45 protein-coding genes are annotated in these 26,442 nt (G+C 31.6%); 3 read left to right on the forward strand and 42 right to left on the reverse strand.

Annotation, left to right across the window (positions count from 1 at the left end; all coding sequences use genetic code 4):
* Positions 1 to 207 precede the first annotated feature (207 nt).
* Genes A6V39_RS03835 through A6V39_RS03860 form a run of 6 tightly spaced genes read right to left on the reverse strand, consistent with a single transcriptional unit; the run spans position 208 to position 3,505 of the window.
* Positions 208 to 570: a hypothetical protein gene (locus A6V39_RS03835; RefSeq protein ID WP_187150347.1), complete on the reverse strand. Its 363-nt coding sequence runs from the start codon at positions 568 to 570 to the stop codon at positions 208 to 210.
* Positions 560 to 1,261, reverse strand: coding sequence for a hypothetical protein (locus A6V39_RS03840; RefSeq protein ID WP_187150348.1), 702 nt, complete (start codon positions 1,259 to 1,261; stop codon positions 560 to 562). The genes A6V39_RS03835 and A6V39_RS03840 overlap by 11 nt, the downstream gene beginning before the upstream one ends.
* 54 nt (positions 1,262 to 1,315) lie before the next feature.
* A complete protein-coding gene (locus tag A6V39_RS03845; protein ID WP_187150349.1) occupies positions 1,316 to 1,786 on the reverse strand; it encodes a hypothetical protein in 471 nt (156 codons plus the stop codon).
* Positions 1,767 to 2,363, reverse strand: a complete 597-nt coding sequence (locus A6V39_RS03850; protein ID WP_187150350.1) for a hypothetical protein — start codon at positions 2,361 to 2,363, stop codon at positions 1,767 to 1,769. Before A6V39_RS03850 ends, A6V39_RS03845 begins: the two co-directional genes overlap by 20 nt.
* Positions 2,344 to 2,928: a hypothetical protein gene (locus tag A6V39_RS03855; protein ID WP_187150351.1), complete on the reverse strand. Its 585-nt coding sequence runs from the start codon at positions 2,926 to 2,928 to the stop codon at positions 2,344 to 2,346. The genes A6V39_RS03850 and A6V39_RS03855 overlap by 20 nt, the downstream gene beginning before the upstream one ends.
* Complete coding sequence (locus A6V39_RS03860) at positions 2,897 to 3,505, reverse strand: hypothetical protein (RefSeq protein ID WP_187150352.1); 609 nt, start codon at positions 3,503 to 3,505, stop codon at positions 2,897 to 2,899. The genes A6V39_RS03855 and A6V39_RS03860 overlap by 32 nt, the downstream gene beginning before the upstream one ends.
* A 45-nt stretch (positions 3,506 to 3,550) precedes the next feature.
* Between A6V39_RS03860 and A6V39_RS03865 the strand changes: the two genes are divergently transcribed.
* A complete protein-coding gene (locus A6V39_RS03865; RefSeq protein ID WP_187150353.1) occupies positions 3,551 to 3,844 on the forward strand; it encodes a hypothetical protein in 294 nt (97 codons plus the stop codon).
* Positions 3,845 to 3,850: 6 nt separating this feature from the next.
* On the opposite strand, the gene A6V39_RS03870 is transcribed toward A6V39_RS03865, so the two are convergent.
* A complete protein-coding gene (locus tag A6V39_RS03870; RefSeq protein WP_187150354.1) occupies positions 3,851 to 4,162 on the reverse strand; it encodes a hypothetical protein in 312 nt (103 codons plus the stop codon).
* A gap of 492 nt (positions 4,163 to 4,654) precedes the next feature.
* Between A6V39_RS03870 and A6V39_RS03875 the strand changes: the two genes are divergently transcribed.
* Entirely contained in the window at positions 4,655 to 5,398 is a 744-nt protein-coding gene (locus A6V39_RS03875; RefSeq protein WP_245633513.1) for a DNA/RNA nuclease SfsA, read from the forward strand.
* Here the strand turns inward: A6V39_RS03875 and A6V39_RS03880 are convergent.
* The 9 genes from A6V39_RS03880 to A6V39_RS03920 all read right to left on the reverse strand — a co-directional run bounded on the left by A6V39_RS03880 (position 5,395) and on the right by A6V39_RS03920 (position 10,511).
* A complete protein-coding gene (locus A6V39_RS03880; RefSeq protein ID WP_187150355.1) occupies positions 5,395 to 5,988 on the reverse strand; it encodes a hypothetical protein in 594 nt (197 codons plus the stop codon). The genes A6V39_RS03875 and A6V39_RS03880 overlap by 4 nt on opposite strands.
* Positions 5,989 to 6,059: 71 nt before the next feature.
* Complete coding sequence (locus tag A6V39_RS03885) at positions 6,060 to 6,635, reverse strand: hypothetical protein (protein ID WP_187150356.1); 576 nt, start codon at positions 6,633 to 6,635, stop codon at positions 6,060 to 6,062.
* Positions 6,635 to 7,318, reverse strand: a complete 684-nt coding sequence (locus A6V39_RS03890) for a hypothetical protein (protein WP_187150357.1) — start codon at positions 7,316 to 7,318, stop codon at positions 6,635 to 6,637. Before A6V39_RS03890 ends, A6V39_RS03885 begins: the two co-directional genes overlap by 1 nt.
* Positions 7,319 to 7,327: 9 nt before the next feature.
* Positions 7,328 to 7,750: a hypothetical protein gene (locus tag A6V39_RS03895; RefSeq protein ID WP_187150358.1), complete on the reverse strand. Its 423-nt coding sequence runs from the start codon at positions 7,748 to 7,750 to the stop codon at positions 7,328 to 7,330.
* Between the two features lie 6 nt (positions 7,751 to 7,756).
* A complete protein-coding gene (locus A6V39_RS03900) occupies positions 7,757 to 8,386 on the reverse strand; it encodes a hypothetical protein (RefSeq protein ID WP_187150359.1) in 630 nt (209 codons plus the stop codon).
* Positions 8,387 to 8,388: 2 nt separating this feature from the next.
* Positions 8,389 to 8,964 (reverse strand): hypothetical protein, encoded by a 576-nt coding sequence (locus A6V39_RS03905; protein WP_187150360.1) that lies wholly within the window; start codon positions 8,962 to 8,964, stop codon positions 8,389 to 8,391.
* Positions 8,965 to 8,988: 24 nt separating this feature from the next.
* Positions 8,989 to 9,648 carry a hypothetical protein gene (locus A6V39_RS03910; RefSeq protein ID WP_187150361.1) on the reverse strand — a complete coding sequence of 220 codons (660 nt, stop codon included), beginning with the start codon at positions 9,646 to 9,648 and terminating at the stop codon, positions 8,989 to 8,991.
* A 95-nt stretch (positions 9,649 to 9,743) separates the two neighbouring features.
* Complete coding sequence (locus tag A6V39_RS03915; protein WP_187150362.1) at positions 9,744 to 10,178, reverse strand: hypothetical protein; 435 nt, start codon at positions 10,176 to 10,178, stop codon at positions 9,744 to 9,746.
* A 111-nt stretch (positions 10,179 to 10,289) separates the two neighbouring features.
* Positions 10,290 to 10,511, reverse strand: coding sequence for a hypothetical protein (locus A6V39_RS03920; RefSeq protein WP_187150363.1), 222 nt, complete (start codon positions 10,509 to 10,511; stop codon positions 10,290 to 10,292).
* Positions 10,512 to 11,038: 527 nt separating this feature from the next.
* On the opposite strand from A6V39_RS03920, the gene A6V39_RS03925 reads away from it, so the two are divergent.
* The gene (locus tag A6V39_RS03925) at positions 11,039 to 11,944 is read left to right on the forward strand and encodes a hypothetical protein (RefSeq protein ID WP_187150364.1); all 906 of its coding nucleotides are present in this window, start codon (positions 11,039 to 11,041) and stop codon (positions 11,942 to 11,944) included.
* A 162-nt stretch (positions 11,945 to 12,106) separates the two neighbouring features.
* On the opposite strand, the gene A6V39_RS03930 is transcribed toward A6V39_RS03925, so the two are convergent.
* The 26 genes from A6V39_RS03930 to A6V39_RS04050 all read right to left on the reverse strand — a co-directional run bounded on the left by A6V39_RS03930 (position 12,107) and on the right by A6V39_RS04050 (position 26,441).
* Positions 12,107 to 12,343 (reverse strand): hypothetical protein, encoded by a 237-nt coding sequence (locus tag A6V39_RS03930; RefSeq protein ID WP_187150365.1) that lies wholly within the window; start codon positions 12,341 to 12,343, stop codon positions 12,107 to 12,109.
* Between the two features lie 96 nt (positions 12,344 to 12,439).
* Complete coding sequence (locus A6V39_RS03935) at positions 12,440 to 12,604, reverse strand: hypothetical protein (RefSeq protein ID WP_187150366.1); 165 nt, start codon at positions 12,602 to 12,604, stop codon at positions 12,440 to 12,442.
* A gap of 202 nt (positions 12,605 to 12,806) precedes the next feature.
* On the reverse strand, positions 12,807 to 13,391 hold the full coding sequence (locus A6V39_RS03940) for a hypothetical protein (RefSeq protein ID WP_187150367.1): 585 nt from the start codon (positions 13,389 to 13,391) through the stop codon (positions 12,807 to 12,809).
* On the reverse strand, positions 13,391 to 14,056 hold the full coding sequence (locus A6V39_RS03945) for a hypothetical protein (protein ID WP_187150368.1): 666 nt from the start codon (positions 14,054 to 14,056) through the stop codon (positions 13,391 to 13,393). The genes A6V39_RS03940 and A6V39_RS03945 overlap by 1 nt, the downstream gene beginning before the upstream one ends.
* Positions 14,057 to 14,074: 18 nt before the next feature.
* Entirely contained in the window at positions 14,075 to 14,605 is a 531-nt protein-coding gene (locus A6V39_RS03950; RefSeq protein WP_187150369.1) for a hypothetical protein, read from the reverse strand.
* A 26-nt stretch (positions 14,606 to 14,631) separates the two neighbouring features.
* Positions 14,632 to 15,213, reverse strand: a complete 582-nt coding sequence (locus A6V39_RS03955; protein ID WP_187150370.1) for a hypothetical protein — start codon at positions 15,211 to 15,213, stop codon at positions 14,632 to 14,634.
* Position 15,214: 1 nt separating this feature from the next.
* Complete coding sequence (locus tag A6V39_RS03960; RefSeq protein WP_187150371.1) at positions 15,215 to 15,709, reverse strand: hypothetical protein; 495 nt, start codon at positions 15,707 to 15,709, stop codon at positions 15,215 to 15,217.
* A gap of 80 nt (positions 15,710 to 15,789) precedes the next feature.
* On the reverse strand, positions 15,790 to 16,371 hold the full coding sequence (locus A6V39_RS03965) for a hypothetical protein (protein ID WP_187150372.1): 582 nt from the start codon (positions 16,369 to 16,371) through the stop codon (positions 15,790 to 15,792).
* Positions 16,372 to 16,393: 22 nt separating this feature from the next.
* Positions 16,394 to 17,044 carry a hypothetical protein gene (locus A6V39_RS03970; RefSeq protein WP_187150373.1) on the reverse strand — a complete coding sequence of 217 codons (651 nt, stop codon included), beginning with the start codon at positions 17,042 to 17,044 and terminating at the stop codon, positions 16,394 to 16,396.
* Complete coding sequence (locus A6V39_RS03975; RefSeq protein ID WP_187150374.1) at positions 17,044 to 17,451, reverse strand: hypothetical protein; 408 nt, start codon at positions 17,449 to 17,451, stop codon at positions 17,044 to 17,046. Before A6V39_RS03975 ends, A6V39_RS03970 begins: the two co-directional genes overlap by 1 nt.
* 2 nt (positions 17,452 to 17,453) lie before the next feature.
* Positions 17,454 to 17,987 (reverse strand): hypothetical protein, encoded by a 534-nt coding sequence (locus A6V39_RS03980; protein WP_187150375.1) that lies wholly within the window; start codon positions 17,985 to 17,987, stop codon positions 17,454 to 17,456.
* Complete coding sequence (locus A6V39_RS05935) at positions 17,933 to 18,058, reverse strand: hypothetical protein (RefSeq protein WP_281178731.1); 126 nt, start codon at positions 18,056 to 18,058, stop codon at positions 17,933 to 17,935. Before A6V39_RS05935 ends, A6V39_RS03980 begins: the two co-directional genes overlap by 55 nt.
* Positions 18,058 to 18,735: a hypothetical protein gene (locus tag A6V39_RS03985; protein WP_187150376.1), complete on the reverse strand. Its 678-nt coding sequence runs from the start codon at positions 18,733 to 18,735 to the stop codon at positions 18,058 to 18,060. The genes A6V39_RS05935 and A6V39_RS03985 overlap by 1 nt, the downstream gene beginning before the upstream one ends.
* Positions 18,736 to 19,170: 435 nt before the next feature.
* On the reverse strand, positions 19,171 to 19,884 hold the full coding sequence (locus A6V39_RS03990; RefSeq protein ID WP_187150377.1) for a hypothetical protein: 714 nt from the start codon (positions 19,882 to 19,884) through the stop codon (positions 19,171 to 19,173).
* A gap of 20 nt (positions 19,885 to 19,904) precedes the next feature.
* Positions 19,905 to 20,573 carry a hypothetical protein gene (locus A6V39_RS03995; RefSeq protein WP_187150378.1) on the reverse strand — a complete coding sequence of 223 codons (669 nt, stop codon included), beginning with the start codon at positions 20,571 to 20,573 and terminating at the stop codon, positions 19,905 to 19,907.
* Positions 20,574 to 20,575: 2 nt separating this feature from the next.
* Entirely contained in the window at positions 20,576 to 21,160 is a 585-nt protein-coding gene (locus tag A6V39_RS04000; protein ID WP_187150379.1) for a hypothetical protein, read from the reverse strand.
* A gap of 2 nt (positions 21,161 to 21,162) precedes the next feature.
* Complete coding sequence (locus tag A6V39_RS04005) at positions 21,163 to 21,798, reverse strand: hypothetical protein (protein WP_187150380.1); 636 nt, start codon at positions 21,796 to 21,798, stop codon at positions 21,163 to 21,165.
* Between the two features lie 13 nt (positions 21,799 to 21,811).
* Positions 21,812 to 22,420, reverse strand: coding sequence for a hypothetical protein (locus A6V39_RS04010; RefSeq protein ID WP_187150381.1), 609 nt, complete (start codon positions 22,418 to 22,420; stop codon positions 21,812 to 21,814).
* Between the two features lie 8 nt (positions 22,421 to 22,428).
* A complete protein-coding gene (locus A6V39_RS04015; protein ID WP_187150382.1) occupies positions 22,429 to 22,755 on the reverse strand; it encodes a hypothetical protein in 327 nt (108 codons plus the stop codon).
* The gene (locus A6V39_RS04020) at positions 22,755 to 23,288 is read right to left on the reverse strand and encodes a hypothetical protein (protein ID WP_187150383.1); all 534 of its coding nucleotides are present in this window, start codon (positions 23,286 to 23,288) and stop codon (positions 22,755 to 22,757) included. Before A6V39_RS04020 ends, A6V39_RS04015 begins: the two co-directional genes overlap by 1 nt.
* 3 nt (positions 23,289 to 23,291) lie before the next feature.
* Positions 23,292 to 23,930: a hypothetical protein gene (locus tag A6V39_RS04025; RefSeq protein WP_187150384.1), complete on the reverse strand. Its 639-nt coding sequence runs from the start codon at positions 23,928 to 23,930 to the stop codon at positions 23,292 to 23,294.
* A 9-nt stretch (positions 23,931 to 23,939) separates the two neighbouring features.
* Positions 23,940 to 24,134 carry a hypothetical protein gene (locus tag A6V39_RS04030; protein WP_187150385.1) on the reverse strand — a complete coding sequence of 65 codons (195 nt, stop codon included), beginning with the start codon at positions 24,132 to 24,134 and terminating at the stop codon, positions 23,940 to 23,942.
* 108 nt (positions 24,135 to 24,242) lie between these two features.
* A complete protein-coding gene (locus A6V39_RS04035; protein WP_187150386.1) occupies positions 24,243 to 24,938 on the reverse strand; it encodes a hypothetical protein in 696 nt (231 codons plus the stop codon).
* 1 nt (position 24,939) lies between these two features.
* Positions 24,940 to 25,353, reverse strand: coding sequence for a hypothetical protein (locus A6V39_RS04040; RefSeq protein WP_187150387.1), 414 nt, complete (start codon positions 25,351 to 25,353; stop codon positions 24,940 to 24,942).
* A gap of 78 nt (positions 25,354 to 25,431) precedes the next feature.
* On the reverse strand, positions 25,432 to 26,031 hold the full coding sequence (locus A6V39_RS04045; protein ID WP_187150388.1) for a hypothetical protein: 600 nt from the start codon (positions 26,029 to 26,031) through the stop codon (positions 25,432 to 25,434).
* Positions 26,032 to 26,039: 8 nt separating this feature from the next.
* A complete protein-coding gene (locus A6V39_RS04050; RefSeq protein WP_187150389.1) occupies positions 26,040 to 26,441 on the reverse strand; it encodes a hypothetical protein in 402 nt (133 codons plus the stop codon).
* Position 26,442: the final 1 nt, after the last annotated feature.

Below are 26,442 nucleotides of genomic sequence, written 5' to 3' on the forward strand. Positions count from 1 at the left end.
TTCCTTTAATATTTCTTTTTGGCCATTGTTTTTATTAGCATTCTATCTCTCTGCAATATTGTTGTTTGAAGTTTTAAGAAGTGCTAATGCAATAGCACCTATACCACTTCCAATTTTAAGAGTATTCATTAGTCAATTTCTTTATTTTCTTATATTTTTGTCTCTAAGCCTTAAATATATTGGTTGTTGTATTTAAATTAGAAAAGATTATTTAGTACATCAATTAATAAAGTTTTTGTATTCTTGATCTTCTGAACTCTTTACTTTATTGTTAATTCTTTTTCCACATTCCTCAGCAAATTCATCTGGAACTTTATCTTGTGCTGATTTAATTTTGTCTCAATTGCTTACATTCCAAGCATTAGTAGATGGTATCTTTGAATATTCTTTTCATTTAGGAAGTCAGCCTGTTTTGTCCGTAGTATCTTTATTTAAAGCTTCTTTTTTGGTTTTCTCTTTACTTAATAAGTCTTTAATTGTATATCCACTAGTTAAGTAAAAGTAACTGACAATTCCTGCAGTTGTTGCTATACTTGTTCCAGCAATGCCTGCTATTACTTTAGCTAACATTACCTTTAACAGAACACCAAGATTGGGTTAATTCAATATTTGTTTCAAAATCACTAGAGGTTGTCTTGGTTTCTTCTGTTTTCAAAGTCTGACAACCTGCTTTAAGGGCTTTAATATTCATGTCTTCTTTCTGCGGTCCTTGCGTTAACTTGGCTACCGCAAATTTACTGTTATCTTTAAGTAGCTCTTGTACTAATTTTTTTCAAGCATTTGTTTCATTAGACTTGTCTTCGCCAGCGCTTAATACTGTGTATCCTCTTTTTTGTAAAATAGTATTTATTGTTTCTTCTTTAACACATCAACGTTTTGCTAATTTGTAGTTACTAATATCATCAGCTTTATTATTTAAAATTTCTGCACACTTTGATTGTAAATAAGCTTCATTTACATTGCTACCTTTATCTTCTTGTCCAGTAAAGGTATTTGTTTTTTCTAGTTTGTATGCAGTTAATATAGTGGTTCAATCGCTGTTCTCGTTTTTTGTAGTATTTAGTACAATAAATCCTTCTTCCTTAAGTTTTCCACTAATGGAATGGAGAACACTCCTATCTGATGATTCATTTATTTGGGTATTTGGGTTTGATAATTCTTTAGAGTCAAATAAGTCTGTTGAATAACCAACAGCAACTGTTAAACCTGCTACTCCAGTAATCAACCCTGTCCCTATTCCGATACTTTTTGTTGTAAACATATTCTTGTTTATATGGAATAGTAATTCAATGTATGAATCTTTAATTTTAATAAGTTAGTTTTTTTGAGAGGAGTTAGCTGCGGAAGCGATTGTATGACTTGTAGTCGGAACTGGTTGTTGTGTATTATCTACTTCTTTGTAGATTATTTTGCCACTAGTACAATCTTCTTTTGCAGTATCAGATATCTCTATTACTTTATCTTTCTTTTCTTTATTCTTGTCTATATAGGATCTGGCAGCAAGTACTCCTCCATCATGCCATTCATTGTATCTTGGGGTAGTAATTCTTCTTGTTTCAGTAGTTTCTCCTTCCTGCTTAGTAAAGAATAAGAATCTACATCCTTTTTGTTTTTCATAGTCTTCAATATCTTCAACAGAATTAATCTTTCCGAGTGGTTTTCTGTTGTATTCTACGAATACTTGTTCTTTTCTGGAGTTAATATAAGAATAACCTGCTGTTGCGGCCGAAACACCACCTATTATTCAAGATATATTAGTTAATTGTCTAATCGCTTTGAGAGTCACGACTTGGATTAATTAAAGCTGTTGTATCTTCTATTTCTTCATATATTATTTTTCCTCTTTCACATTGTCCTTTCATTGCTTCTGCTTTCTTAATAACTTCATCCATTCTTTTGTCATTCTTACTTACATAACTCCTAGCAGATAATACACCACCGTCATTTCACTCATTGTATCTTGGAATATTTAAAGAATCAGAGGCTTTTGCTTGAGGGACTACAGGAGAAGATCTCGGGGATATTGCATCTGCAGAAGTTCTTACTATTGAGGCAGTAGCAGGACTTTTGGTTGCAACTGGCACAGCAGGTCTAACAAAACCTTCTTGAGATCCATAGTCATCAGGTAGTTTATTAGTCGTTACTTTTTCTTTTTTAGTAAAGAACAAAAATTGGCAACCTCTCTGCTTTTCATAGTCTTCAATATCTTCAATTGAGCTGATAGTCCCTAAAGGCTTTGGAATGTATTCCAATAATACTTGATCTTTTTTTGAATTTATGTAAGAGTATCCTGCTGTAGCTGCCGATACTCCTCCGATTATCCAAGCAATATTAGTTAATTGCCTAATTGCCTTTAGTGTCATCTAGTGAAGGAACAACATTAGTATTGGGTGCTTTTTCATCATCAATCTCCTCATATATTATTTTTCCTCTTTGGCATTGTTCTTTCATAGCTTCAGCTCTCTTTATTACTGATTCTTTTCTTTGTTCATTCTTAGCTATATAGTTTCTTGCAGAAAGTACTCCACCATTATTTCATTCGTTGTATTTAGGAATATTGGGATTACTTAGAACTCTTGCGGCAGGTGAAGCAACTGCAGAAGCTTTTGTTAATTTAGCAGAAGAAGTAGGACCACTTGTTCTAGCTGGGGCAGGTCTAATAACTCCAAGTTCGCCTTGTCTGGGAACATCTGATGGTTTATTAGGCGCAGCTTCTTGTTTAGTAAAGAATAGAAATAAGCATCCTCTTTGTTTTTCGTAATCCTCAATATCCTCAACTGTGCTTATGGTTCCTAATGCTTTTCTTGTATAGTCTACGAATACTTGTTCTTTTCTGGAGTTAACATAAGAATAGCCTGCAGTTGCAGCAGATACACCTCCTATTATTCAGGCAATATTAGTTAGCTGTCGGACGGCTTTGAGCGTCATTTAATCTATTTGATGTAGTTATTGTTGTATCTTCTATTTCTTCATATATTATTTGACCTTTTTCGCATCGACTTTTCATTTCTTCAGCTTTCTTTATTACTTTCTCTCTTCTTTTTTCATTTTTACTTACATAATTTCTTGCAGATAACACACCTCCATTATTTCATTCATTGTATCTAGGAATGTTTGGATAATTAGGATTTATTGCCGGTTGGATCGCAGGCAAGGGAGCTGGAGCTGATACAGAGGCGGATGAAGCTTTAACTACTGGACTAGGGGAAGATGAAACGTTTGCTTGAACTGGTGCGGCAGATCTATTAACTCTTTCATCATCTCCTGCTTGTCTAATTGTTGTTGCTTTTTCTTGCTTAGTAAAAAATAAGAACTGACAACCTTTTTGTTTTTCATAGTCTTCAATATCATCTATAGTACTAATAGTACCAAGTGGTTTTCTGTTGTATTCTACAAATACCTGTTCTTTTTTGGAATTAATATAGGAGTATCCTGCAGTTGCAGCAGATACTCCTCCAATTATCCAAGCTATATTAGTTAACTGTCTAATAGCTTTAAGGGTCATCTTTATTTACAAATCTAGTATTATGATTTGGTTGTATTAGTTATTATGAGAATAGCTACATGAATTATTACTGTTTTACTTTTTTTCTCTTTCTTATTAACAGGTTACTTTATACGTTTTCACTTTCTTAATAGAAGACAAGAGAAGAATAAGGATTTAGAGGCACAATTTGAAATATTAAATCAAATAAGAAATAAAGAAGTTAAAGAGGAAGAGAATATTAGTGAAAAAGATAAAGCATGAGCACAAGATCTATATGAAATTAAAGATAATGAAAGAGAGTTATCAAAAATGGCAGAAGAAGTCAAAGAGAGTATAGTCTATACAAGGGAAGAGTAATTATTTTTAACCTGCAAAGCTAAGTTTTTCAGAGCATCAAAGTTCAGATTGGTTTAAAGCTGTTTCGAAGTTTTCTGCATAACTGGAAATATTTTTTAGACTATCACATTTATTTTGGATGTTCTTGTAATCATCATCGGTCACACCAGGCCCTTGTGACAACTGTAATTGATCAAATTTGAGAGGATTATTATTTTCTGTTCTGTATTTCTTTATTTTTTTATCTCATTTTGGCTTATTGCTTGGAACAAGGGCAACTGATCCACGCTTATCAAGTATTGCAGCTAAAGATATTGGAACTACACACCACCTAGACACTTTCTTGAAAGATTCATCACTATCATCTTAATTAAGAGCGTTATTACAACGCTTAAGAAAGATGTCTTTTGCCGATTTGCCATTCATGTTCTCGACCATAAAATCTCCAAACTTTAATTGTTTATTATTCTTGGCAACTTTTCTGTAATTCTCTAAAGCTTAATCTATGTATGTACTTTTGGAATCAAGAGGAACATAATCTTTTTTGCAAATCCTACTTGAAATAGTTACTATCTGCTTTACATTGTTTTCTGGCTTTATTTTTATTTATTATTGCTTCTTGACTTTTTTAGTTGTTAATGCACTATGTATTATTCTGCAAAAATTAATCCACAAATAGTAGCTGTTCCAGTAGTTAATTTAATTATTTGTGATTTTAAAATAATTTGTTTTCCATTACTCTTACCATTGATAAATTAGATTTTAGTAAGTCTGAAAATTATCTAGTCTTCTTAAAATAGCTACTTTATTAATAACAACACACTTAGTTTAATGTCTTCGGACTATATATTTGCAGAGCCTTTAATAGAGGGAGTAATATCAGAAAGAACTAATAGATTTAGAATAAATGTATTTATTAATAATGAAGTACATTTATGTCATTGTCCTAGTACAGGAAAGATAGGTAATTTTGATTTAAAGAATAGGCCTTGTTTATTATCAAAGAGTAATAATCCTAAGAGAAAGACTGCTTACACAGTTGAAGCAGTCTCTTTAAATAAAGTAGAGGATAAGTACAAAACTTGAATAGGTATTAATCAGAATGCTGTTAATAGATATGTGGAACATTATTTATTAAATGGAGGATTTGAGAATATGGTTGGAAAAGAACAAAGTATATTGAGAGAACAATTATTAGGTAATTCAAAAATAGATTTCTTAGTAGGAGATAGTACTTATGTGGAAGTTAAGATGCCTTTAAGAAGATTGCAAATAGAGGTGCCTGAATATATAGATATTAAAGAGTATGCTCCTTTGACTTCTCATGAGAGATTAATGAAGCATTTAAATTCGTTTGGTAGCGCATTACTACCACATCAAAGAGCTATCTTACTTGTTTGTTTTATTTATGACAATCCTGGATTTGTTGTAAATAAGAAAACACATAGATACAAAACAATAAAGAGAATGATAGATAAATCTAGATTAGAGCAATGACAAGCTAACTTTAAGATAACACCAAAAGGAGTAAAGCTAACTAATTATTTTCCTTTATTAAGAATAGAGGAGGATTAAGTTCCTGTTTTTGTACATCACTTAACGGCCAAATTATAGTTCTTATCTTCTGTGGTAAATTTACTATTTAAGATAGTGTTAGTACATCAATTTTTGAGAGCATCATTGCCGGGATTTGCTCTATCTATTCCATCAATAAGTAAATTGTTGCCACTTTGTTTGTAGTCGTTAGTTCTATTCGTTCAATCTTGTGTGTCTTCTGCTAATTGTTTATTTTCTTTTAGTAATTTTTCTTTATATGTAGGAACAATACATACTTCTTTAACTCTTTCATATATCTTTTGGTTTGTTTCATTATTTTCTTTACCTTTATTTGTTGAACATCAATTCTTAAGGCCTTGCCAACTTAAAGGAGTTAGTTCAAATGTATTATCTTTTGCTTTAATTCTTTTGTAAGTGGTTAATTTTATTTCTCAAAGCGCTTCAACTTCTCCATCTAATAGCTCTTTTTGTTCTTCGTTTAGTTTATTTTCAATAGTAGTTTTGGCTTTTTGATTAGAGCTTAGAGCATAAGCTGTTCCAGCTCCCGCAATTCCTCCACCAACTAATACTGTACCTACTACTTTTGTAAGTAATGATGTATTGGCCATGGAAGTTTAAAGATTTTATATATTTCAGCTTAATAAGAGGCTTTGCATCTTGGATACTAATTAATAAAAAATTAAGCAGCAGCAGCAGCTTTAGTACATCATTCAATAATTAAAGTATCATTATTCTTATTTTCGTTTTCATATTCTTTACTAAATTCACCTTTACATCATGCTTCCAATTGTGTAGCAGTATCATTTCCCTTTGTTACGCCGACAATAGGTTTACTGTCTGGATAAGTGTTTGCTTTTGTTTTTCAATCTTCTTTATCTGACAACGTCTTTCCATCCTTTAATAACTTCTCTTCATATGTAGGAACAATACATACTTCTTTAACTCCTTCATATATTTTTTGTTTTTTCTCATCAAATGCAGATTTTGTTTGCTGCAAGCACCATTTCTTTAAATCCTCTCATTTATCTCCACCTAATTTAATTTTCTCATTCTTACTCTTTATTCGATTGTAAGTTGCTAACTTTATTCCTCAAAGAGCTTCATTTCCTTCGCCTAATATTTTCTTATTTTCTTCAATTAATTTCTTTTCAATTGAAATAGTTTCAGGTCAAAAAGCATACATAGCACCTGCACTACCTCCAGCAATTCCAACACTTGCTACAGATATTCCTATTAATTTAGTTGGAGTGATCATTATTCTTTGTCTTTTTTATTTGAACACCAAATTTTAAATTTCTTTAAAGATCCTTCTCAATCATCTGAATGATTCTTACTTTCTCCTATTGTTTTGCATTTATTCTTTATTAACTTTATGTTTTCCTCTATTTTTGAGCTATCCTTTTCTGTGCTTAAAACTAAATCGCTAATTATTGTGTCTTTATTTTTTGGGTCTTTGTGGTCCTTTATCTTTTGTATTCAAGCATCTTTGTCAGTTTTGGTGTCCAAAACATCATCTTTGAGAGCTACATATCCTTCTTTTTCTGAAAGCTTTGAAATAGATATTGGAGTAGTGCACCATCTTTTGGCTTTTTCATAGCTTTCACTATCTTCGTCTTCTGATAGTTTCTTCTTAAGAACTTCTTTACACTTTTGTTTTAAAGTACTTAATGCTTTTGGAGGATTTGAGGCATCTGTTTCTGTTCCTAAAAAATCATCAAATTTGTATTTTGAATTTTTTGTTGCAACAATTTTGTAACTAGCAAGTATTCCTTCTCAAACGCTATTATTTGCTTCTTCTTGTCCTAATAGTTCGTATTTGTTTGCTTTAAGTTTGCTTTCAATATCTTCATTTGAAAGATATTTATTTAAGAACATTGAGCCACCAACAATACCACTTATTGCACTACCTCCTATTAATATTCTTGCTACTGGATTCATATTTATTTGTTAGCTTGCAGGAGCAGTAGCACAAAATAGTTTGGCATTAGCTAGATTTTGATGTTCATGTGTTGTGTTTTCTTCTTTATTAAATAATCCTTCACATAATGCTTGAAACTTATTTCCGCCATCAGTTAGATCTTGTCCTTTTGTTATTGTTAAGTTTGGATATTTATCTTTAAAAACTGCCGCAAATTTTGTTCCATGTGTTTGATGATCTCTAAATTCTTTAAATTTGTTTGTTCATCCTTCAGAATCTAGCTGAAATGGAGTATATCTTGCTTTTTGCAGAGCGCTTCTGATATTGTCAACTGTCACTGTTTTTGGATTTGTTTCTTTAGTCTTTAAAGCTTGGCAAGTGTAATAACTACCTACCCCTAATCCACTAGCCCCTACTAAACCAGCTACACCTTTGATTATGGTTAAATTCATAATTAGTTATTCGCCCGTTTTGGTACATCATTTAAGGGTTAAGTTGTAGTTACTTTTCTCTTTGGTGATTTCAGAATTTAAAGCGCTAGTACATCAATTTTCTATGTCTTTTTTGTTTATGGCTTCTGTTTTGCCTTTAAACTCTGGAATAGCTAAATTATCTTTTCCAGTTTTTGCATATTCAGTAGCCCTTCCTTCTCAATCATTTTCGGTAGCCAATACCTTTTGTTCCTTAAGTAGCTTCTCTTTACTTGTTGGTAAGGTACATACTTGTTTAGCTTGTGAATAGGTATCGTCTTTACTATTTAGTGGTTTACTTAGAACACTCAAACATCATTCTTTTAGGCTCTGCACATCTTCTTTAGTTAATTTAATTTTCTTATCTGATGTATTGTACGCATGAAGTTTAATATCTCAACCGTCCTCATTTGTCTTTAATATTGTTCTACCTTCCTTAGCTATTGTTTCTTGAAGAGTAGCTGGCTTAGTTTCAGGAGATTCCAGAGCACCTTTAGTATCCTTAGTGCTGGTAATTTCTTCTTTAGAAGTTAGTGCATCATATGTATAGTAACTACCAACTCCTAATCCACTAATCCCTAATAAACCCAAAGTACCTTTTGTTGCTACTGCTTTCATTCCTAACTTCCTTCCTTAGTACACCATTTAAGAACTAATGGATAATCATTTTTTTGATCATCTTCATATTCTTTTTCAAGTGCCTTACCACATCATGTTTCCAATTGTTTGGCAGTTGTGCTATCTTTTTTTATCCCAACGATAACTTTATCTCCTGTACCTGTATATTCTTGAGCTTTAGATGTTCAATCATCATTTCCAGCTAAATCCTTTGAAGCATTTTTGAATTTCTCTCTATGAGAAGGAACAATACATACTTCTTTAACTCCTTCATATAGTTTTTGTTTTTTTTCATCAAATGAAGACTTTGTTTGTTGTAAGCATCATTTCTTTAAATCACTTCATTTATCACCACCTAATTTAATTTCCTCATGCTTACTCTTTATTCGATTGTAAGTTGCTAACTTTATTCCTCAAAGAGCTTCATTTCCTTCGCCTAATATTTTCTTATTTTCTTCAATTAATTTCTTTTCAATTGAAATAGTTTCAGGTCAAAAAGCATACATAGCACCTGCACTACCTCCAGCAATTCCAACACTTGCTACAGATATTCCTACTAATTTAGTTGGAGTGATCATCAGAACAATACTTTTTGTGTTTAATTAATTATTAGTACACCATAATTTCAAAAGATTTAAATTTTCCTCAAATTTGTCTTCGTGATTGTATTTACCACCAATTTCTTTGCATTTTGTCTTAATTTCTTTTATTTTTTGATCTTCTGTATTTGGAGAAGGATTTTCTAAATTTAATCCACTTATTCTTGGTTTTCCTTTATCTCTGTTGTACTCTGATATTTTTTGTGTTCATTCTTTTTTGTTTGTACCTCCATCATCGGTACTCAAAACAGTTATTTGTCTTGCGGTTAATAATGCAGAAGCAGTTGTTGGCACTACACATCATCTTTTTGCTTTTTCTAGATTATTACTATCGGTATAGTCATTTTTCAGAATTAAGCCACATTGTTCCAACAAAATATTTTCAGAAGTTTTTTCACCAACTTTGTTGCCAGTAAAATCTCCTAACTTTAAATTATTATTTGTCCTTATTGATTCTTGGTATTTTTGTATTATAGTTTGTATCTCTCTGTTTCCGCTAGTAAGTAATGTGTATTTTTGATCCTCAAGTATTTTCCGAATATTATCAACAGTTCTGCTTATTGGCCCTTGATAGTCTAATGCTTTAAGGCCATAATATCCTCCAACCACTAAACCACTACCTCCCAGCAACACAGCAGAACCTTTAAGTGCTAAAGAATTCATTAAGTTAATTTATTTATTGCTTTTAGTAATGAATGAAAAATTATTTAGGAAACTTAAATTTTTCGTCCAAGCTTAAATCATACTCTGCACATCAACTAATTGAAGTTTCAAGTGTTTCTTTGTAAACTTTTGGATCTCTTATTTGCCTTCTTAACAAGTCAATTGTAACAATACTGCATCATTGAATTTCGTTTGTGACTATTTCAAACATTTTCTTGTTGAATCAATTTACCTTCACTATTTCTTACAGATATTGTTTTCTTTAGATCAATACCAAGTTTCTTCTCTGATTTCAAGTATTTTTCTACTAAGCTATCTCATTTGCTGTCATTGTTAAATCTATTAATTAATCCATATTCCTCTGGCATGTATAGGGAGCAGAAATTTCTAGGTTTAGAATATTTTTCAAATTTAGTATTATTTCCTGCAACTTCTTTTGCACAATAGCAAGAGCCGTCATAAACAAAAGTTAATACACCTTCTCTTTTGACACCATTAGTGGTTACAGCATTGTCATTAATAATTTGCATTAATTCACCAAAATTTGGAAGACTGTTTAACTACTACTTCTTTAAATTCTGTACAGTATTGCTCTACTTTTGGTAATAATTCTTTAATGCTCTTTTTATTTAACTCTACTCCTATGCCTCAATTACATCATTTAATAACTGATTCTCAAGAAGTTGCATTAGGTATAGCTTTTCTAAAGCCTTCATTATTTTTGTATTTGTTGTAAACACTTTGAAAACCTTCTTGCCTATCCTTCTTAGAGTATCATCTATTTTTCTATCTTGGCCAAAATAATTACCACCTAACACAGTGGGTACTAATCCACTGAAGTAAAGAAGTTGTTTAACGCTCATACTTAACTACAAAGTTCTCCTTCTTTTTTGATATCTCAGTCTTTTCTGTCATTATCTCAACAATAGAATATTGGTCTCATGCGACCGTGACCATGTTGAGCATAGTCTGTAGCAACTAAGAATATCTTAGTATCTTGATTAGTTCCTTTGTATTTAACTGCTTCAGTTATTTCTCTTCAAGTAGAACTATTATTAATAGAAACCTTTTTCTTAGTATATTTAGATACAGTACAATAAGTACGAGCTCTAGGAAGTATTTCCTTTACAGTTAGTTCAAATAATGGAAGATCAAGTGCTTCTTTACAATATCCCTGTTACTATTTCAGCTACATCTTTATCAAGAGTAGGACTTTAAAAATCTAAAGGATTAGAGCTAATAACTCAGTTCATGAATTCTTCATCATGTCTTGTCAAGTATCAACTAGCAAAAATCACTCCGGATAAAGCGACAATATAGCCATCAATAGTTTCAAAATAATTGACAACTGTTAGGAAACGATAGTTTTAAAAAAGTTTTTTCATAATTAATGGCATTTAAATTTAATTCGATTGTTTTATTGCTTTCATCATTAATAACTGGTGGAGGGGCTTGGTTGGGTTATGAATTATGTAAGCCAAAGATCGTTGAAGATTTGATGTCTTGAAAGGGACTTAAATTAGCGACTTCTGAGGATACTAATTTTTGAAAAGCTCTTTATTTTCAAAATAAAGAACAATTAGATAAGAATATTACAGATCATGAAACACTTAAGCAGAAATGCGCAAAGCTTTCAAGAGAAAAAATTGATTATGTAACTAAGAATGCCGAGTTTGTCGAAAAGTTTTGTTTAAATAATTTAAAGAATAGGAGAGCAAGAATAATAGCAATAGGATTTGATGAGAATCAATTCTTAAAGGAAGATAAAGATTACAAAATAGCCTTTATTTTTAATAGATATAGTCCTACTTTCTTGGAACTTCTGGGAGGAGGAATTACTAAAGAGACTGAATTTGATACTGAGAATAGTAGTAATATTCTTGAAAAATATAAGAACTATTGCAATACTGCTTTAGATAGTGATGATTCTCAAATAAAGGCAACACAACAATTATGCTCTAAGCAACCCTACACAAAAGCAAAAGATAAGATTGAAAAAGATGGTTATGTTTTGAGAGATAGTAAAGAACTTAGAGAGGATTGAAGTAAGTATCAAAATAATGCAAAATCTGACAAATATATGGAAGGAAATACTTTGTTAGTAGATATTCAAGATATTGAATCAGACAAGGGAGAAAATGCTTGAATTGATTTACAAAACAGTCAAGATGAATTTGAAAAGAGATTTTTTGCTTGATGTAATGAACAAAAAGACAAAGACTTAGATGAGAAAGATTTCTACAAAGATGTGTACCCTAAATTCAAGACCAGATGTGCTAAACAAAGAATCCAATAAAATAATTACAATTTGCTAATGGCACTCTTTCATTTTAAAGTTATATGTTTCTAAATTTTTAAAACATCATCTGTTGAGTTTTCATAACTTAAAGAATTAATTTCTGTTTTTATTGATGCTATTAATTGGTTAAGGTGTATTGATTATTCTAAATCAAGGGCTTTATTTTTTGAATTCGATTTCCATTCTTTTTTCTACAGATGCCGATCCTCTCTCTGAAAAACTTTTGGGAATTTCTCTGTATCCCTTTCTAAATTCAATTCTTAACTCGGCTTCTCTTAAATCTTTGTTGTTTTTGTAATCATCATCAATTCTTTGGTAACGCGCAATACATTCCTCAAAAGCTTCCAATGGTTCTTGATATCATCCCCTTTCCTGATATATCTTGACTTTTGCCATTTCTTCGTGTTCAATTTCAGCAAACTTACATAACTTTTCTCTTTCGTCAGCTGTAGTGGGTTTACGAACACTATCTACAAGCTTATCTCACTCTTCTTATTTCATTGCTACCGCAGCCTTTTCCATTGCGAGATCTTTCTTTTCTTGGCTAAGCTTTCTCCACTCTTCGGTGGGCATAGTATCGGGTTTAATAATTCAACCCCCTAACCCCCCAGCAACTGTTAAAAAAGCACATCCACCAAAAGGTAAAAATTTAGCCATTAGTTTGTTAAATATTTATTGCGTAGTAGGTTGATTGAATCTAATATAGAAAAAGTATCTCTAAAGGCATACTATATTTTAAAATTATAATATCAGTTTACTTTTAAATTTAAATTTTTATTTAATCAGCAATTAATCTTTAATTATTTAAATTATGATATTTGGGGATTAATTAACTATTAGATATTTGTTCTTTGACACATTAAACACATAAGTCAACTATTTTTCGATAAGTTTCTTCATAGTTAGCAGGATTTAGTTGATTTTCTTTTTGAACTTCACATCAACTTTTCAATTCATCTTTTCCATTTGAAGCAGATTCAATATTTGAAAATTTATCATTATCAACAGCTTTAAGTTTTGCTAATTTTTGTGGATCTTTTTTGATTGCATCTAATTTAGTTTCTCAATTTTCAACATAAACTCTCTTATCTTTTTCTAGTTTTTCTGATATTGTTGATGGAGGAATTAAACATAATTTTTCAACTTTCTTTAATTCTGTTTCTTTTCTGGATGATTCTTTGCAATTAGTAGTACATCATGTCTTCAAAGTACTGAAATTTGTTATTTGAGGATTCAATCCTGTTAACTCAGAAGAATTCTTATTTTCTTTAAATGCAATAGTTCAAACTCCATCTTCTGCACTTTCAGATATTAATTTTATGCCCTTATCAGTTAATGTATCCTTTATGTTCTTGTTAAGTGTTAAGTAATATATTCCACCAGCCCCTCCTAATGTTCCAGCACCAATAGTAGCTACTATGCCTACCTTTAAACCAGTAGCCATTATTCTTTATTTGCGCATCACAATTCAAAGCCCTTCAAAGTTTCTTCAAATGTAGCATCATGATTTTTGACTGTACTAATCGTTCTGCATTTTTCTTTAATATCTGTGTAATCTTTCTCTATTGTTGTATTAGCGTCTGTACTTAAAGTTAAATTTGCAATTTTTTGAACTCCGGCAGCTGCTGTTTTGTATCCTTTGATTTTTGCTTCTCAACCTGTTTTTGTTGCGCCTGTATCTAAAGCTTTAAAGCCTTGTTTATCTAATATTTCAGTAACAGATATAGGAACAACACATCACTTTCTGGCTTTTTCAAAAACAGCATTGCTATCTGCATCCGTTTCTTTTTTGGATAAGGTTTTTTGGCAATGATCCTTTAATATGTCTACTGCTTCTTTGTCACTACCGCTTGGTTTATTTCCATCAAAATCATCAAATTTAAAATTTGTCTTACTTGCTGTAACTTCTTTGTACTTATCTAGTATTGTTGATCATGTTTGACTATCTTGACTTAATAGTATGTATTTTTCTCTTTCAAGTTTATCTCCTATAGAATTTTTCTGCTTGTTTTCTTGTTTTGATAATAATTGATGAGCAACAAGACCACTAGCCCCACCAACACTAATTAATCCAATAGTACCCTTTATTGCTAATGATTTAACACTCATTTATTTATTCTTCTAAATTTATTTGGCACATCATTTTAAAGCAGTAGCATATTCATCTTCATTTTGATATTCCTTGTTAACCTCTTGTCCACACCAATTTTTGATTTTGTCTTTATTTACTTCTGTTTTTGAAATTCCTGGTATGGTGTGTATATTTTCGCTTGCATAATTAGAAACTTTTTGATCTCAATACCCTTCACCTGCTAAATTTTTGTTTTCTTTAAGAAATCTTTCTTTATTTGTAGGTCTGGCACATATTTTTCTTAAATCATCACGTAGTTTGGTGTTTTCTTTATCAAAGTTATCGGCCAATCTTGTTTCGTAAGTAGACTTTAAAGTTGCAATATCTTCTTTATCTAATTTAATACTTAATTTTTCTTTTTCTCTTTGATAAGTACTTAATTTAACTTCTCAACCTCCAAAAATATCATGTTGATCTAGTATTGTTCTACCCTCATTTGCTATTTGTTTTGAAATGGATATATCTCTAGTTTGAAAATAATAGAAAGTACCTCCACCAATAACTCCTGCACCAGCCAACCCAGCCACACTAGTAGTTATTTTTTTGGCATCTATTAAACTCCTTTCTTAGTACATCATTTAATAGATAATTTGTAATTCTTATCTGTATCTGATTTAAATTCTTCCTTAATTATCTTTTCGCATCATTCTCTTATTTGATCGCCAGTTGGACGAGTATTTTTGAATTCTTCAATTGCATGTTCAGTTTGAGCAACAGAATTATAAGTACTTGCTTTTGTAGATCAGTCTTCTGCTATTTCGTGATCTAAACTAAATAGTTTTTCTTTATTTGTGGGAGAGGTACATACTGTCTTTAATGCTTCATAAAGAGGTTTATTTTTTTCATTAAATTCAGAAGTTAAATTGCTGTTACATTTAGACTTTAAAGTACCAATATTTTCTTCTGCTAACTCAATAATAGTTAATGTTGCTTTTTGCTTTTGATAAGTCTTTAATTTAATATTTCAAAGATCTGAAGATGCACTGCTTATTAATATTTTTTTACCTTCGTTTTCAAGTTGTTTTGAAATTGATATATTAGATGGAGATCTAAGAGCATAAGCAGTTCCTATACTTCCTCCAATAACCCCTGTACTAGCTACTACTCCAGAAATTATCTTTGCGGATGTAGTCATATTAAACGCAAAGTTTTTCTACTTCTTTGTATTCTGTACCTTCAACGGTTAGCTCAACATTTAATTGCTTCTCACATCAACCTTTAAGGGCATCTTGATTATCTTTATTTTCTTCCACTTTGGATAGCTTATTGTTTATGGTCTTTAATTTGGCTATTAAATTATTTTCTTGCTTTACTGCTGTTAGTTTTGTTGCTCAATCTTTTGTAAATTCTTTTTTCTTCTTATTTAATTTTTCACTTATTGTTAACGCAGGTTGAGAGCAAATTTTTTCAGTTTTGTCTAAATTAACTTTGTCGCTTAAAGACTTATCATAAGCTCCTGTACATCATGTTTTTAAAGTATCATGTCCTTTAACAGTAGCTTCAATATTCTTTAAAGTGTCATCCTCATTAATTTCCCCTCAGGCTAATTGTCATATCTTAGTGTCAGCGTCTTTATTTATTAATTTGATACCTTTACTAGTTAATTTATCCTTTATTGTCTTGTGATACATAATAAATACCACCAACTCCTCCAGCAATAGCACTTGCTCCTGTACCAATAATTGCAATTTGTTTTATTCCCATGATTTAATTAAGATGCTCCCCCATTTTTTGCACATCATTTAAGGGTTGCACTATAAGTTCCTTCATTTTCGGCAGTAAATTCTTCTTCCAAGTTCTTAACACATCACTTCTTTAGAACTTCTATTTCTAAGTTTTCTTTTTTGATTTCTGTGATATCTCCTTGTGATTGATAAGCAACTTTTCTATTTTCTCATTCTTCTGGTGTTGAAGCTAATGCTTTATTAAGGCTACTTAACTTTTCTTTATTTGTAGGAACAGTACATACTGAACTTATTCCTTCGTAAAGTTCTTTATTGTTATCATTAAATTCCTCTTTAACTTTTTCTTCACATCAAGACTTTAAATTACCTCAATTTTCTGTTTTGGTTAGTTTGATTTTTGTATTTTTGGACTTTAAGGTATTGTAAACACTTAACTTTATTGTTCAAAGGACTTGATCATTCTTAGTTAATAGTGTTTTTTTGTCATTAAGTAATTGTTTTTCAATAGATATAGATTCTTTTTTGTTAATCAGTGCATATGTTATTCCCCCGCCAACAGCACCTGAACCTACTAATGCTGTTGCTATTACTTTTGTAGTTGTAGACACTATATTAAGTTAATGAAAAGGACTATTTTGAACACCAATCTTTGTAATTTTCTTGATATTCTTCAAACTTATCTGAATGATTTTCGGTTTCTCCGATGGTCTTACATTGTTCTTTAATTTGTGTTAGGTGTTCATCTTCCTTCCTGTCTCCCTCGGCTAATTTAAGTGAAGTAATTTTTTTCTTTTGATTTCCTGTGTTCTTATGTTCGCTTATTTTTGTAGTTCAAATACTTTTGTCAGCCTCTTTATCGTCTTTATTGGTGTTAAGAGGAGTGTATTCTTTTTCTAGTAATTTTGAAACAGATACTGGAACAATACACCATTTCTTAGCTTGATCGTAAAGTTTATTTTTTTTGTCTTCTGATACTTTCTTTCCTGTAAGATCTTTACACTTTTGCTTTAAAGTATTTAAAGATTCTGTATCACTACTTACAGCTGTAGTGCCCCCATTGAATCCTTCAAATTTTAATGTATTTGTTGTCGCTCTATAACTAGTTAATATACTTTGTCAAACTGCATTATTATCAGCACTATCTGTTAGTAATTTAAATCCGTTTGCTTCAAGTTTGCTTTGAATATTCTCCGTAGACAAGAAATTGTTTAGAAGTAATCCGCCTCCTGCAACTCCACCCAACGCACCAACACCTACCAAAGCTCTAATTGCTGTACTCATTAACTATCTATAGCTTTTTTCTCTGCACAGAACAACTTTGCATTATCTAAAGTCTTATGTCCAGTTACTTTATCTTTTTCTTGCTCTAGTACTAATTTACATCAATCCTTTAATTTTGTCCCTCCTTGTAGGTTTGCCTTATTTTTTTCTACTTCAAAACCAGATACAAATTCTTGTAAAGCTGCCTTCAATTTTGTGGTACTGCTACCAGCTCTAAATGTATCAAACTTATTTTGCCAATCAGTTTTGTTTAGGTCAAATGGTTGATAATTGTCTGCTATTAATTGTTCACTTATGGTTCTTGGTTCTTTTTGTTTAGTTAAAGCGCTAATTCCATAATAACCACCTACTCCTAATCCACTAGCACTTAATACACCAATAGTGCCTTTAATTATTGTTGGATTCATAATTATGCTCCTGTCTTAGTACATCACTTAAGTGTTAGATTGGTATTATCTTGTCCCTCTTCAATTTCTTTTTCAAGCGCTTTATTACATCAATCTTCTATTTCTTTTTTTGTAGGTTTTTTGTTGCCTTTAAGCTCAAGAATAACTAAATCATTGATTCCTTCAGTTGTATACGCAGTAGCTCTACCTTGTCAATCTTCGCCAGTAGCTATTACTTTTTTATCTTTAAGTAATTTTTCTCTACTTGTAGGTAATGTACATATTTGTTTTGCTTGCAAATAAATATCGTTTTGCCCTTCGCTAAAGTTAGAGTCTAAAGTGTTAGTACATCATATCTTTAGCCCTTCTTCAGTATTGGGAGTTACCTTAACTTTGTTTGTTAATGAAGTATATGTATGAAATTTAATATCTCAACCTTTTGCAGTGATGGCTAATATCTTTTTTCCAGTTTCTTCAGTTATTTTTGATCTAATAGTAGCAACTACAATACTACTGGTCTTAGGAGTTGAGGAGTTGAGGAGTTGGAATTTAGTCAATAAATTGTTCCACCTCCAGCAATACCAGATCCTACTAAAATCGCAGATGATGCTTTAGCAAATGTTGTCATTACTTATTTGAACATCAAGCTTCAAAAAGAATTAAAGTTTTTTCAAATTTGTCATCATGGTTCCCTATATCCCCAATACTTTTACATTTTTCTTTAATTTGTCTTATTTCCTGGTCGGTAGGCTCTTCTGTTTTGCTAGTAAATTCTAATTCATCAATTCTGTTTTCAGAAGTGCTTCTGTATTTTTTCACTTTATTACCTCAAGCGGTTTTGTCTGTTTCAGTATTTACGTCTAAATTTAGGGAATTAGTGCCTTTTGATTTTAAAAAAGAAGCTGCATTTATTGGTTCAACACATCATTTTTTAGCTCTTTTTTGATCTTGTTCATTAGCACTCTTGTTGTCAAAAATACCATTACATTTTTCTAACAAAATGTTTTTTGCTTCTTTATTTTCAGATTGATTGCCATCGAAGCCAGCAAACTTTAACTCTTGTTGAGTCGATGGAGCACTTTTGTAATTTCTTAATATAGCTTCAAAAATACTATTATCAGTACTACTTGTAATGGGAACGTATCCTTTAGCCTTTAATTGTTGTGATACAGATAGAGGTGTTGGCTTGATTGTTTTCTGTACTTCTGTACTGCCATTTAAGGCGCTAATTCCATAATAACCACCAACTCCTAAACCGCTTGCTCCTAATACACCTACAGCCCCTTTAGCTATTGTTGCTTTCATAATCTAGATTTAATTCTTTTACCTTATAGACTAACATTAAGGAACATGAGGGTCTATTAACAATTACTTTAAGATACATTATTGATGCAGGAGTGTTTAGTTTTTTGATTACTACTGTTTATTAATCAAAAAGAATAATGTAAATTTAAGAGTTAGAATAGGTAGTAAAGCAAGGGACAAATCAATATATATGAAACAAAATACCTAAATTTTAAATATTTTGAAATTAGGTATGTTATTTAAATTTGTTTGTCTTTTGAATCTGTTGCTTTGATGGGATAAGAGGATTCTTAGAAAGACTGATGAAAATATGAATGTTTTTTTATAGTTGTAGCTTTAAAGTAGGTGGCTTATTGTTTGCAATATTGAAGAAGAAACAGAATAAATAGAAGTATTAGTAGTTTTTGTATTTCTTATTGTTTAAGTATTTAGTAACTATTCTTTCTTATTACCACATCACGCTTCATAACTACTTAAAGAAGTTTCAAATGTATCTGCATGACTTAATATTTTTGCAAATTCTTGACATTTTGTTTTTGCCGCAGCAATATTTTGAGGAGTCACCTCTGCATTATCTTCAATTTCTACGAATTGTCCAATACTGGAGTTGTTTTTCTTAGCCGTTCTATAAGCCTTTATTTTTTCTGTTCATTCATTTTTCTCCTGATTTTCTTCTCCAATATTTGTTTGAAGAGCATTAAATCCTTTAGCTTTTAGGAGTTTAGCCACATCTATTGGAGTTACACATCACTTCCTAGCTTTCTTTAACATTTCTTTATTATTTGAATCTTTAACTGTAATGTCCTTGCATTTTTGCTTTAAGGTAGCTACAGCTGTAGGAGTAGCACCACCAGCTGGCTCTTCTCCAGTAAAGTTCTCAAATGCCAGATTTGTATGTTGTTTAATAACTGTCTTGTAACTGCTTAATATTGTATTCCAACTATCGTTGTTTTGTGAATCCTCTGAAAGTAGTGTGTATCCTTCATTTCTAAGCGCTTCTTCAATTGAAGGAGTCTTGGGTTCAGATTCTTTTTTCTGTACTTCTGTACTGCCATTCAAGGCACTAATCCCATAATAACCACCAGCCCCCAAACCACCAAGACCAACTAATCCTATAGTAGATTTAGCTGCTAAAGATTTAATATCCATTTAAGTTTAAGGTATTCTTATTAACTATCAGAACACCAAAGTTTAAAGAATTTTAAAGAATCTTCAAAAGTTGCTGTGTGATTATTTATTTTTCCTATTTCATCACATTTGTCTTGAATAATTTTGTAGTCACCCTCTACTATTTGGCTAGCAGTACTTGTTAAATTTAATTGACTAATTTTTGAAAGATTATTTGAACTATCTATATGTTTTTTTATTTTGTCTTCTCATTTTGCTTTGTCATCATCTGCATTAGTACCAGTCTTTAATGCTGTAATGTTTTGTTTTTTTAATATTTCAGAAGCAGTTATTGGTTCAATACATCATTTAATAGCTTTGTCATAAGAATTACTATTTTTTGTTTCTTCAAAAATAGAATTACAAAGTTTAAGCAATTCATCTTTTGCTTTTTTGCCATCCACATCAACACCACCAAATTCACCAAACTTTAAATTATTTTTGCTACTTATGATGCTTTTGTAACTGCCTAATATAGTATCTATGTTATTGCTACTTTCTGAAAGTAGTGTGTATCCTTCACTTGTTAATCTGCTTGCCATATCATTCTTTACTGCTTCTGGTTTTGCTGTTTTGCTTGTACTTTTTGTTAAATGATAGGTTAAACCAGTAACACCTCCAACTCCTATTAATCCTGCAATTGCTTTAACTGCTAAAGGCTTAACATCCATTATTAGTCTTTAGTACATCACTTGTAGGTTAATTTGTAATTTTTGTGATCATCGTTTTCGTACTCTAGATTTATTGCTTTTTCACACCAATTTTTTATTTGATCTTCAGTAACAGAGTCTTTTGATATTTCTGCAATAGCATCATTATTGATCCCTTGTGTTTGATATTCTTTTGATTTAGTTGCTCAATCTCCAGTAGTAGCTAATTTTCTATTTGCTTTTTCAAATTTTTCTTTATTTGTAGGTACTGTACATACTACTTTGATTTCATCGTAAAGTTCTTTGTTTTGATTATTAAATTCTTTAATTGCTTGATTAGTACAAAATGTTCTTAACTGTGTTTCATTATCTGTAGATAGATTTATTTTGGCTCCTGTTTTCTTTATTTTTGTGGTGTAAGTATTTAGCTTTATTCCTCAAAGTGCATTATCGCTACTCTTAAGTAGTTTCTTATTGTCCTTCTCTAATTGTTTTTCTATGGTTACTTTTGGAGCTGTGGAGCTAGGATAAAAAGCATAAGCGGAACCAGCCCCAATAGCCCCAATTCCCGTAGCAGAAGCTATTCCTATTTTGGCAGTCGAAGTCATGACTACTTATATGAGCATCAAGCTTCGTATTGTTTTACGAAATCATCAAAACCTTCTTCATGACTTTTCTTATCTTTAATACCATCACATTTAGCTTTAAGATTTTGTAAGTCTTGTTCAATAGCTTGGTCTTTTCCTGATGTTAGAGTAATACCATCAAATTTAAGTGCTTCATTACTTTCTGATTTATGTTTCTTTACTTTGTCTGTTCATCTTTCGTTGTCTGCACTAGAATCACTTCCTGTTTTCAAGGCTTTAAATCCACGTTTCTCCAATAAATCTGTCGCAGAAACTGGAACAACACATCATTTTGCAGCTTTTTTGTAATCGTTTTCATCATAAGAGATAAGTGCAACTTTACAATGTTTTTGTAACATTGACTTAGCATCGTCTTCATCGCCAATAAAGCCTGAAAAGGCTAAATTATTATGTTTTTGAGTAACTGTTTTGTAATTCTTTAGTATTTCTGCTCACTTATCATCATTGGTTTGATCATTAGTAAGTAATTCATATTTATCTTCCTTAAGTCGGGTTTCAACATTCTTTCAATTTAAATATTTACTTATTAATAAACCGCCTCCTGCAACACCACCAGCACCTAATAAGCTAATAGATGATTTGAATATCAAGGTTTTCATAATCATTAAATGATTACTGAGTACATCATTTTTCTGCTAGAGAGTATTCACTTCCACTATCTGCAATTTCTTTTGACAATGTAGTTTCACATCATCCTTTGATATCTGCTTTAGTAACTGTTCCTTGACTTCCTATATTTGGTATTGCATAACTATCTTTTCCTTCACTTTTGTAAGCCGTTTCCTTTTTGGTTCATTCACTATCATTTTCGCCTATCAATGTCTTACTGTTTTTTTGCAATTTTTCTTTATTTGTTGGTTTGGTACATAGTTGTTTAGCAAATAAATAGTTTTCATTGTTTGAGTCTTTGAAATCCTCCCCTAATGTTTTGTTACATCACGCCTTTAAGCCAGCCTCATTATTATTTTCAATAACAATCTTGTTTTGTGATTGAATTACTGAAGTGTACACGTGTAATTTGATATCTCAAGTTGTTGCACCTTGATCCAATACTGTTCTTTGTTCCTTAGTTATTTGTTGTCTAATACTAGTAGTGACTATATTTATGGTTTTAGATTTGGGTGTCTGGGTGTTGGAATTTAAGGCATAAACTGTTCCTACTCCTCCGCCAATAACTCCAACCCCAGCTAAGGTCAGTCCTGCTAATTTAATTGATGACATTAAAGTTCTTATACTCCTCCAGGAACGCTAGGTACTTGTGTGCCGAGATCGGGCTCTGTACTACGTGAGCCGCTATCTAAAGAATTTTGAACGCCTTCAGGCCTTTGTCCAGCGGGTTGACCATTTCCTTCTCTACTTGTATCCGGGTTACCATCTGCACCTCTTGCAGGAGCTATACTGTCAGTTGGAGTCCCTTGTAAAGTAGTTCCTTCTGTAGATTTTTTATTACTTTCTTGTTTAGTTGTGTCAGGTTTGAAAATAAAATAACCACCAACTGTTGCTCCACTTGCAATTCCTAAGCTTAAAGCTGAATATATTAAAGTCTTAATAGCCATTAAGCACCAGGCACTCCTCCAAGACTTGCACTACCATCTCTCCTTGCAGGATCCGAAGAAATTGCATCTCCACTACTTATTGCAGGAGCACCTGTAGATGTTCTAGGATTTTGTGGCTGAACTACACTAGGAGATGTTGTTGCTTCAAGTAATGGAGATTTTTCAGAACATCAGTTAATTGCATCTTTTTCTAATTTTTTGAATCCTTCATCATTTGTTATTGGAGTGTCAAATAATTCTTTACATTTAGTCTTCAACGCAGAAGAATCAATTATAGAACTAGTTTCTGTAATCTCTAATTTTTCAATTTCAATATTATTTTTTGTTCTTCCCTGTTTGTCACCATTATGCTTATTTACTAATTCTGTTCATTGTGTATTGTTGGTATCTTTTTCAGTATCTAGTAACTTAATTCCTTTTTTCTCTAGTAATTGTCTTAGGTTCTTAGGTTGAAAAAGATTGTAACCAACACCGACGGCACCTCCAATAGTTCCTAAACTAACTGCTGAAGCAATAGCTAATTTAATATTCATTGACTAATTTACTTTTGCTATTAGACAACGATTATCTATTTTTGTTCAAAGAGAAATATCTTTTGTTAAAGGTGTTTTGATTTTACTTGAACATCAAGTTTGTAAAGCCGTTTTTATAGCCTCTTTATGCTGATCATCAATGGCATTGATAGCGTTATTAAGTGCTGATAAATCAGTTTGTAGTTCTGTATTTTGTGGGGGAGTTTTAAGTTTTGCAAATTGTGCATCTCAATCGGTTGCTAATTGTTTCTTATCTTTCTTCATTTTGTCTTCGATAGTAAATAAAGTTTTGGAACAATATTGTTTAGTATTTGCAAAATTATTATCAATATTTTCTTTAGTTAAAGCAAGCTGTAATTTTTCTTCACATCATTGCTTTAATGCTGGCCCACCCACATTATCTGGACTACTATTTGTGATAGTACTTACTTTTGTCTTTACTAAATTTATGAAAGATTCTGTTCCTTTAAATTCTCTAAAGACTATTTCGTAATCATCATCTAATTCAATTATTGTTGCTCCTCCTCTAATTAATTTATCTTTGATTGTCTTGTCTTGTAACAAATAACTAGTTCCAAAGCCTCCACCAATAATAGTAGCAACACCTAGCCCTCCTAATAAAGCTTGTTTAGGACTTATCATTGTTTTTCGTTAGGCAGGTCTAGCTCCACCTGCTACTGGATCACTATTAGGGACAACGGCGGCAGGAGAACTCCCACTACCTGTATTTTCTGAGCTAGGAGGTTTTGATGGAGGCACTTCAGGACTTGCTTTTTGTGAATCTGTTTCTCCTACAGTATTATCTTTCTGCTCTTGTGTGCTCTTTGATTCATTTGAAAATGGCATAAAAAAATAACCTCCTATAACACCACCTACCGCGCTAACACTTTAGGCACTAAGAAGAATAACTTTAAGTGTCATTGTGGTTTGAAATTAACTTTCTTTTTAAGAATATTATCCAGGAGCTTTAATTGCACATCATTTTTCAACATTTTCTAAATTCTCTTCAAATTTATCTTCGTAATTTAATTTTGCTCCAAATTCCTTACATTTAGTTTTGATGGCGACAATATTACTATCAAGTTTATCAGTTCCTTCTTCAATAGTTATTAACTTACTTAGTTCTGAATTTGCTGTTTTTGCCTCTTTGAAAGCATTTATTCTTTGTTCTCAATCTGATTTTTCTTCATCTTTATTACTATTATTTGTTTTGAGAATTTTAAATCCTTTACTATTTAGTAATTCTGATGCACTTATTGGAGTTACACATCATTTTTTGGCTTTTTTCAATAGGTTTTCATCTTCTGAAATTAATGTTTCTGCACATTTATCCTTTAGTTTATCTACCCCTTTAATAGTTCCATCGCTGGAATCGTTTCCATCAAATCCTTCAAACTTTAAATCTTGTGAAATATTTTTGTAACTGTCTAGTATTTTTGCTCAGTGATTATCATTCTTTGTTTCTTTGGTAAGTAATACATATTTTTCTGCCTCAAGCCTTTTGGCAACAGAAAGCCCTTTAACTACTTCTTTCTTTTTCTCCACATCCTCCTTATTAAAGGCTTGATATCCTTGGTATACAACAGCACTAATTCCTCCTGCACTCAGTAATCCTATAGATGTCTTTACTGCTAAAGGTTTTATTGCCATATTAGGTTCCTGGTTTAGTTGGAGTTAATAAGGGAGAATCTTTACTGCATCAATTTTTTGCATGTTTTTTGGACGCTTCGTAATCTGTTTCTTCTTTGGTTTTTTTGAAAAATTTTTTACATTCTGCCTTTAGTTGTGCAATCCCTGGATGCGGGTCTGTATCGGAGGCATTAATGGTTATTGTGCTTATTTTTGCTATGTTATTTGTTGTTGGTGATTTAGCGTGTTCTTTAGCAAGTGTAGTTCAAGATGTCTTGTCTGTGTCGCTTTCTGTATCTAGGAATTTAACCCCTTCTTTTTCTAGATCTTCTTTTAGGTTTTTAGGTTGAGATAATAAATAACTAACTCCAGCAGTACCTCCTATTACTCCTGTACTTGTTAAAGCACCTATTCCTATCTTTAATCCTGTAGTCATATTTTGATATTGTGTTCCCTCCCCAAACCCGCTATACCAACTATATTAAGTTCTTTTAATTAATATGGCTTTCATAAGTTAAGCCGGATCATTAACACATCACTTAGCTACTAATGGATATTTATTTTTTTGATCTCCTTGATATTCTTCTTTTAAAGCTGTCTCACATCATTGTTTTATTGCCTCTTTATTCTCTGTATTTTTTTGGATTCCTGTAATAAGTTCGTTATCATTGGCTTTGTCATAAGCAGTCTTTCTTTTGCCTCAATCTTCATCTGAAGTTGCTAGAGTTTTATTTGCGCTGGCTAATTTTTCTTTATTTGAAGGAGCGGTGCATATTTTCTTTATGCCTTCGTAAATTCTGTTGTTTGTTGTTTTGAAAACGTCCTTCAGTTTTCTTTCACATCAAGATTTCAAATCGCCTCACAGTTTTCCCCCTAAATTGATTTCTGTATTTGAATTTTTCACTTCATGATTGTAGGTATGTAACTTTATTGCTCAACGAGCTTCTTCGCTATCGCTTAATACAGTTAATGCTTCATTAGCTAGTTTTTGTGCAATTGTAGTAGTGGCAATAGGTTTGGATTTGCTTGGAGAGAAAGCATAAACAGTTCCTATACCTCCACCAACAACTCCAGTACTTATTATTGCTATAGATGCTATCTTAGTAGGGGCCATATTAAGAATTAAACGTTAGTAATGTGTTTTGTAGTACATCAATCAATAGCATTTGTTTTTGCAATTCCATAACCACTTTCTTTTTTAGTTTTCTTAAATAATTTCTTACATTCTTCCTTTAATTTCTGAATTCCAGGGTGTGGTTCTGTAGTTGGAGGATTAGGAGCTGTAATACTTACACCATTTATTCTTTGTGTACTATCTGATGTTGTTGAATACTTAATTGCTAATTTTTTTCAAGTAGTTTCATCATTATCACTTTTTTCTGTATCTAGTAATGTGTATCTTTCTCTTTCGAGTTCTTCTTTTAGGTCTTTAGGTCGAGTAAGTACATAACCAAGACCAGCTAAACCACCTAAAGTTCCAGCACCAAGAGAAGCTAATATTCCTATCTTTACACCTGTTGTCATT

The organism is Candidatus Mycoplasma haematobovis (genome assembly GCF_001645765.1).
Taxonomy (GTDB): Bacteria; Bacillota_I; Bacilli_A; order Mycoplasmatales; family Mycoplasmoidaceae; genus Eperythrozoon_B; species Eperythrozoon_B haematobovis.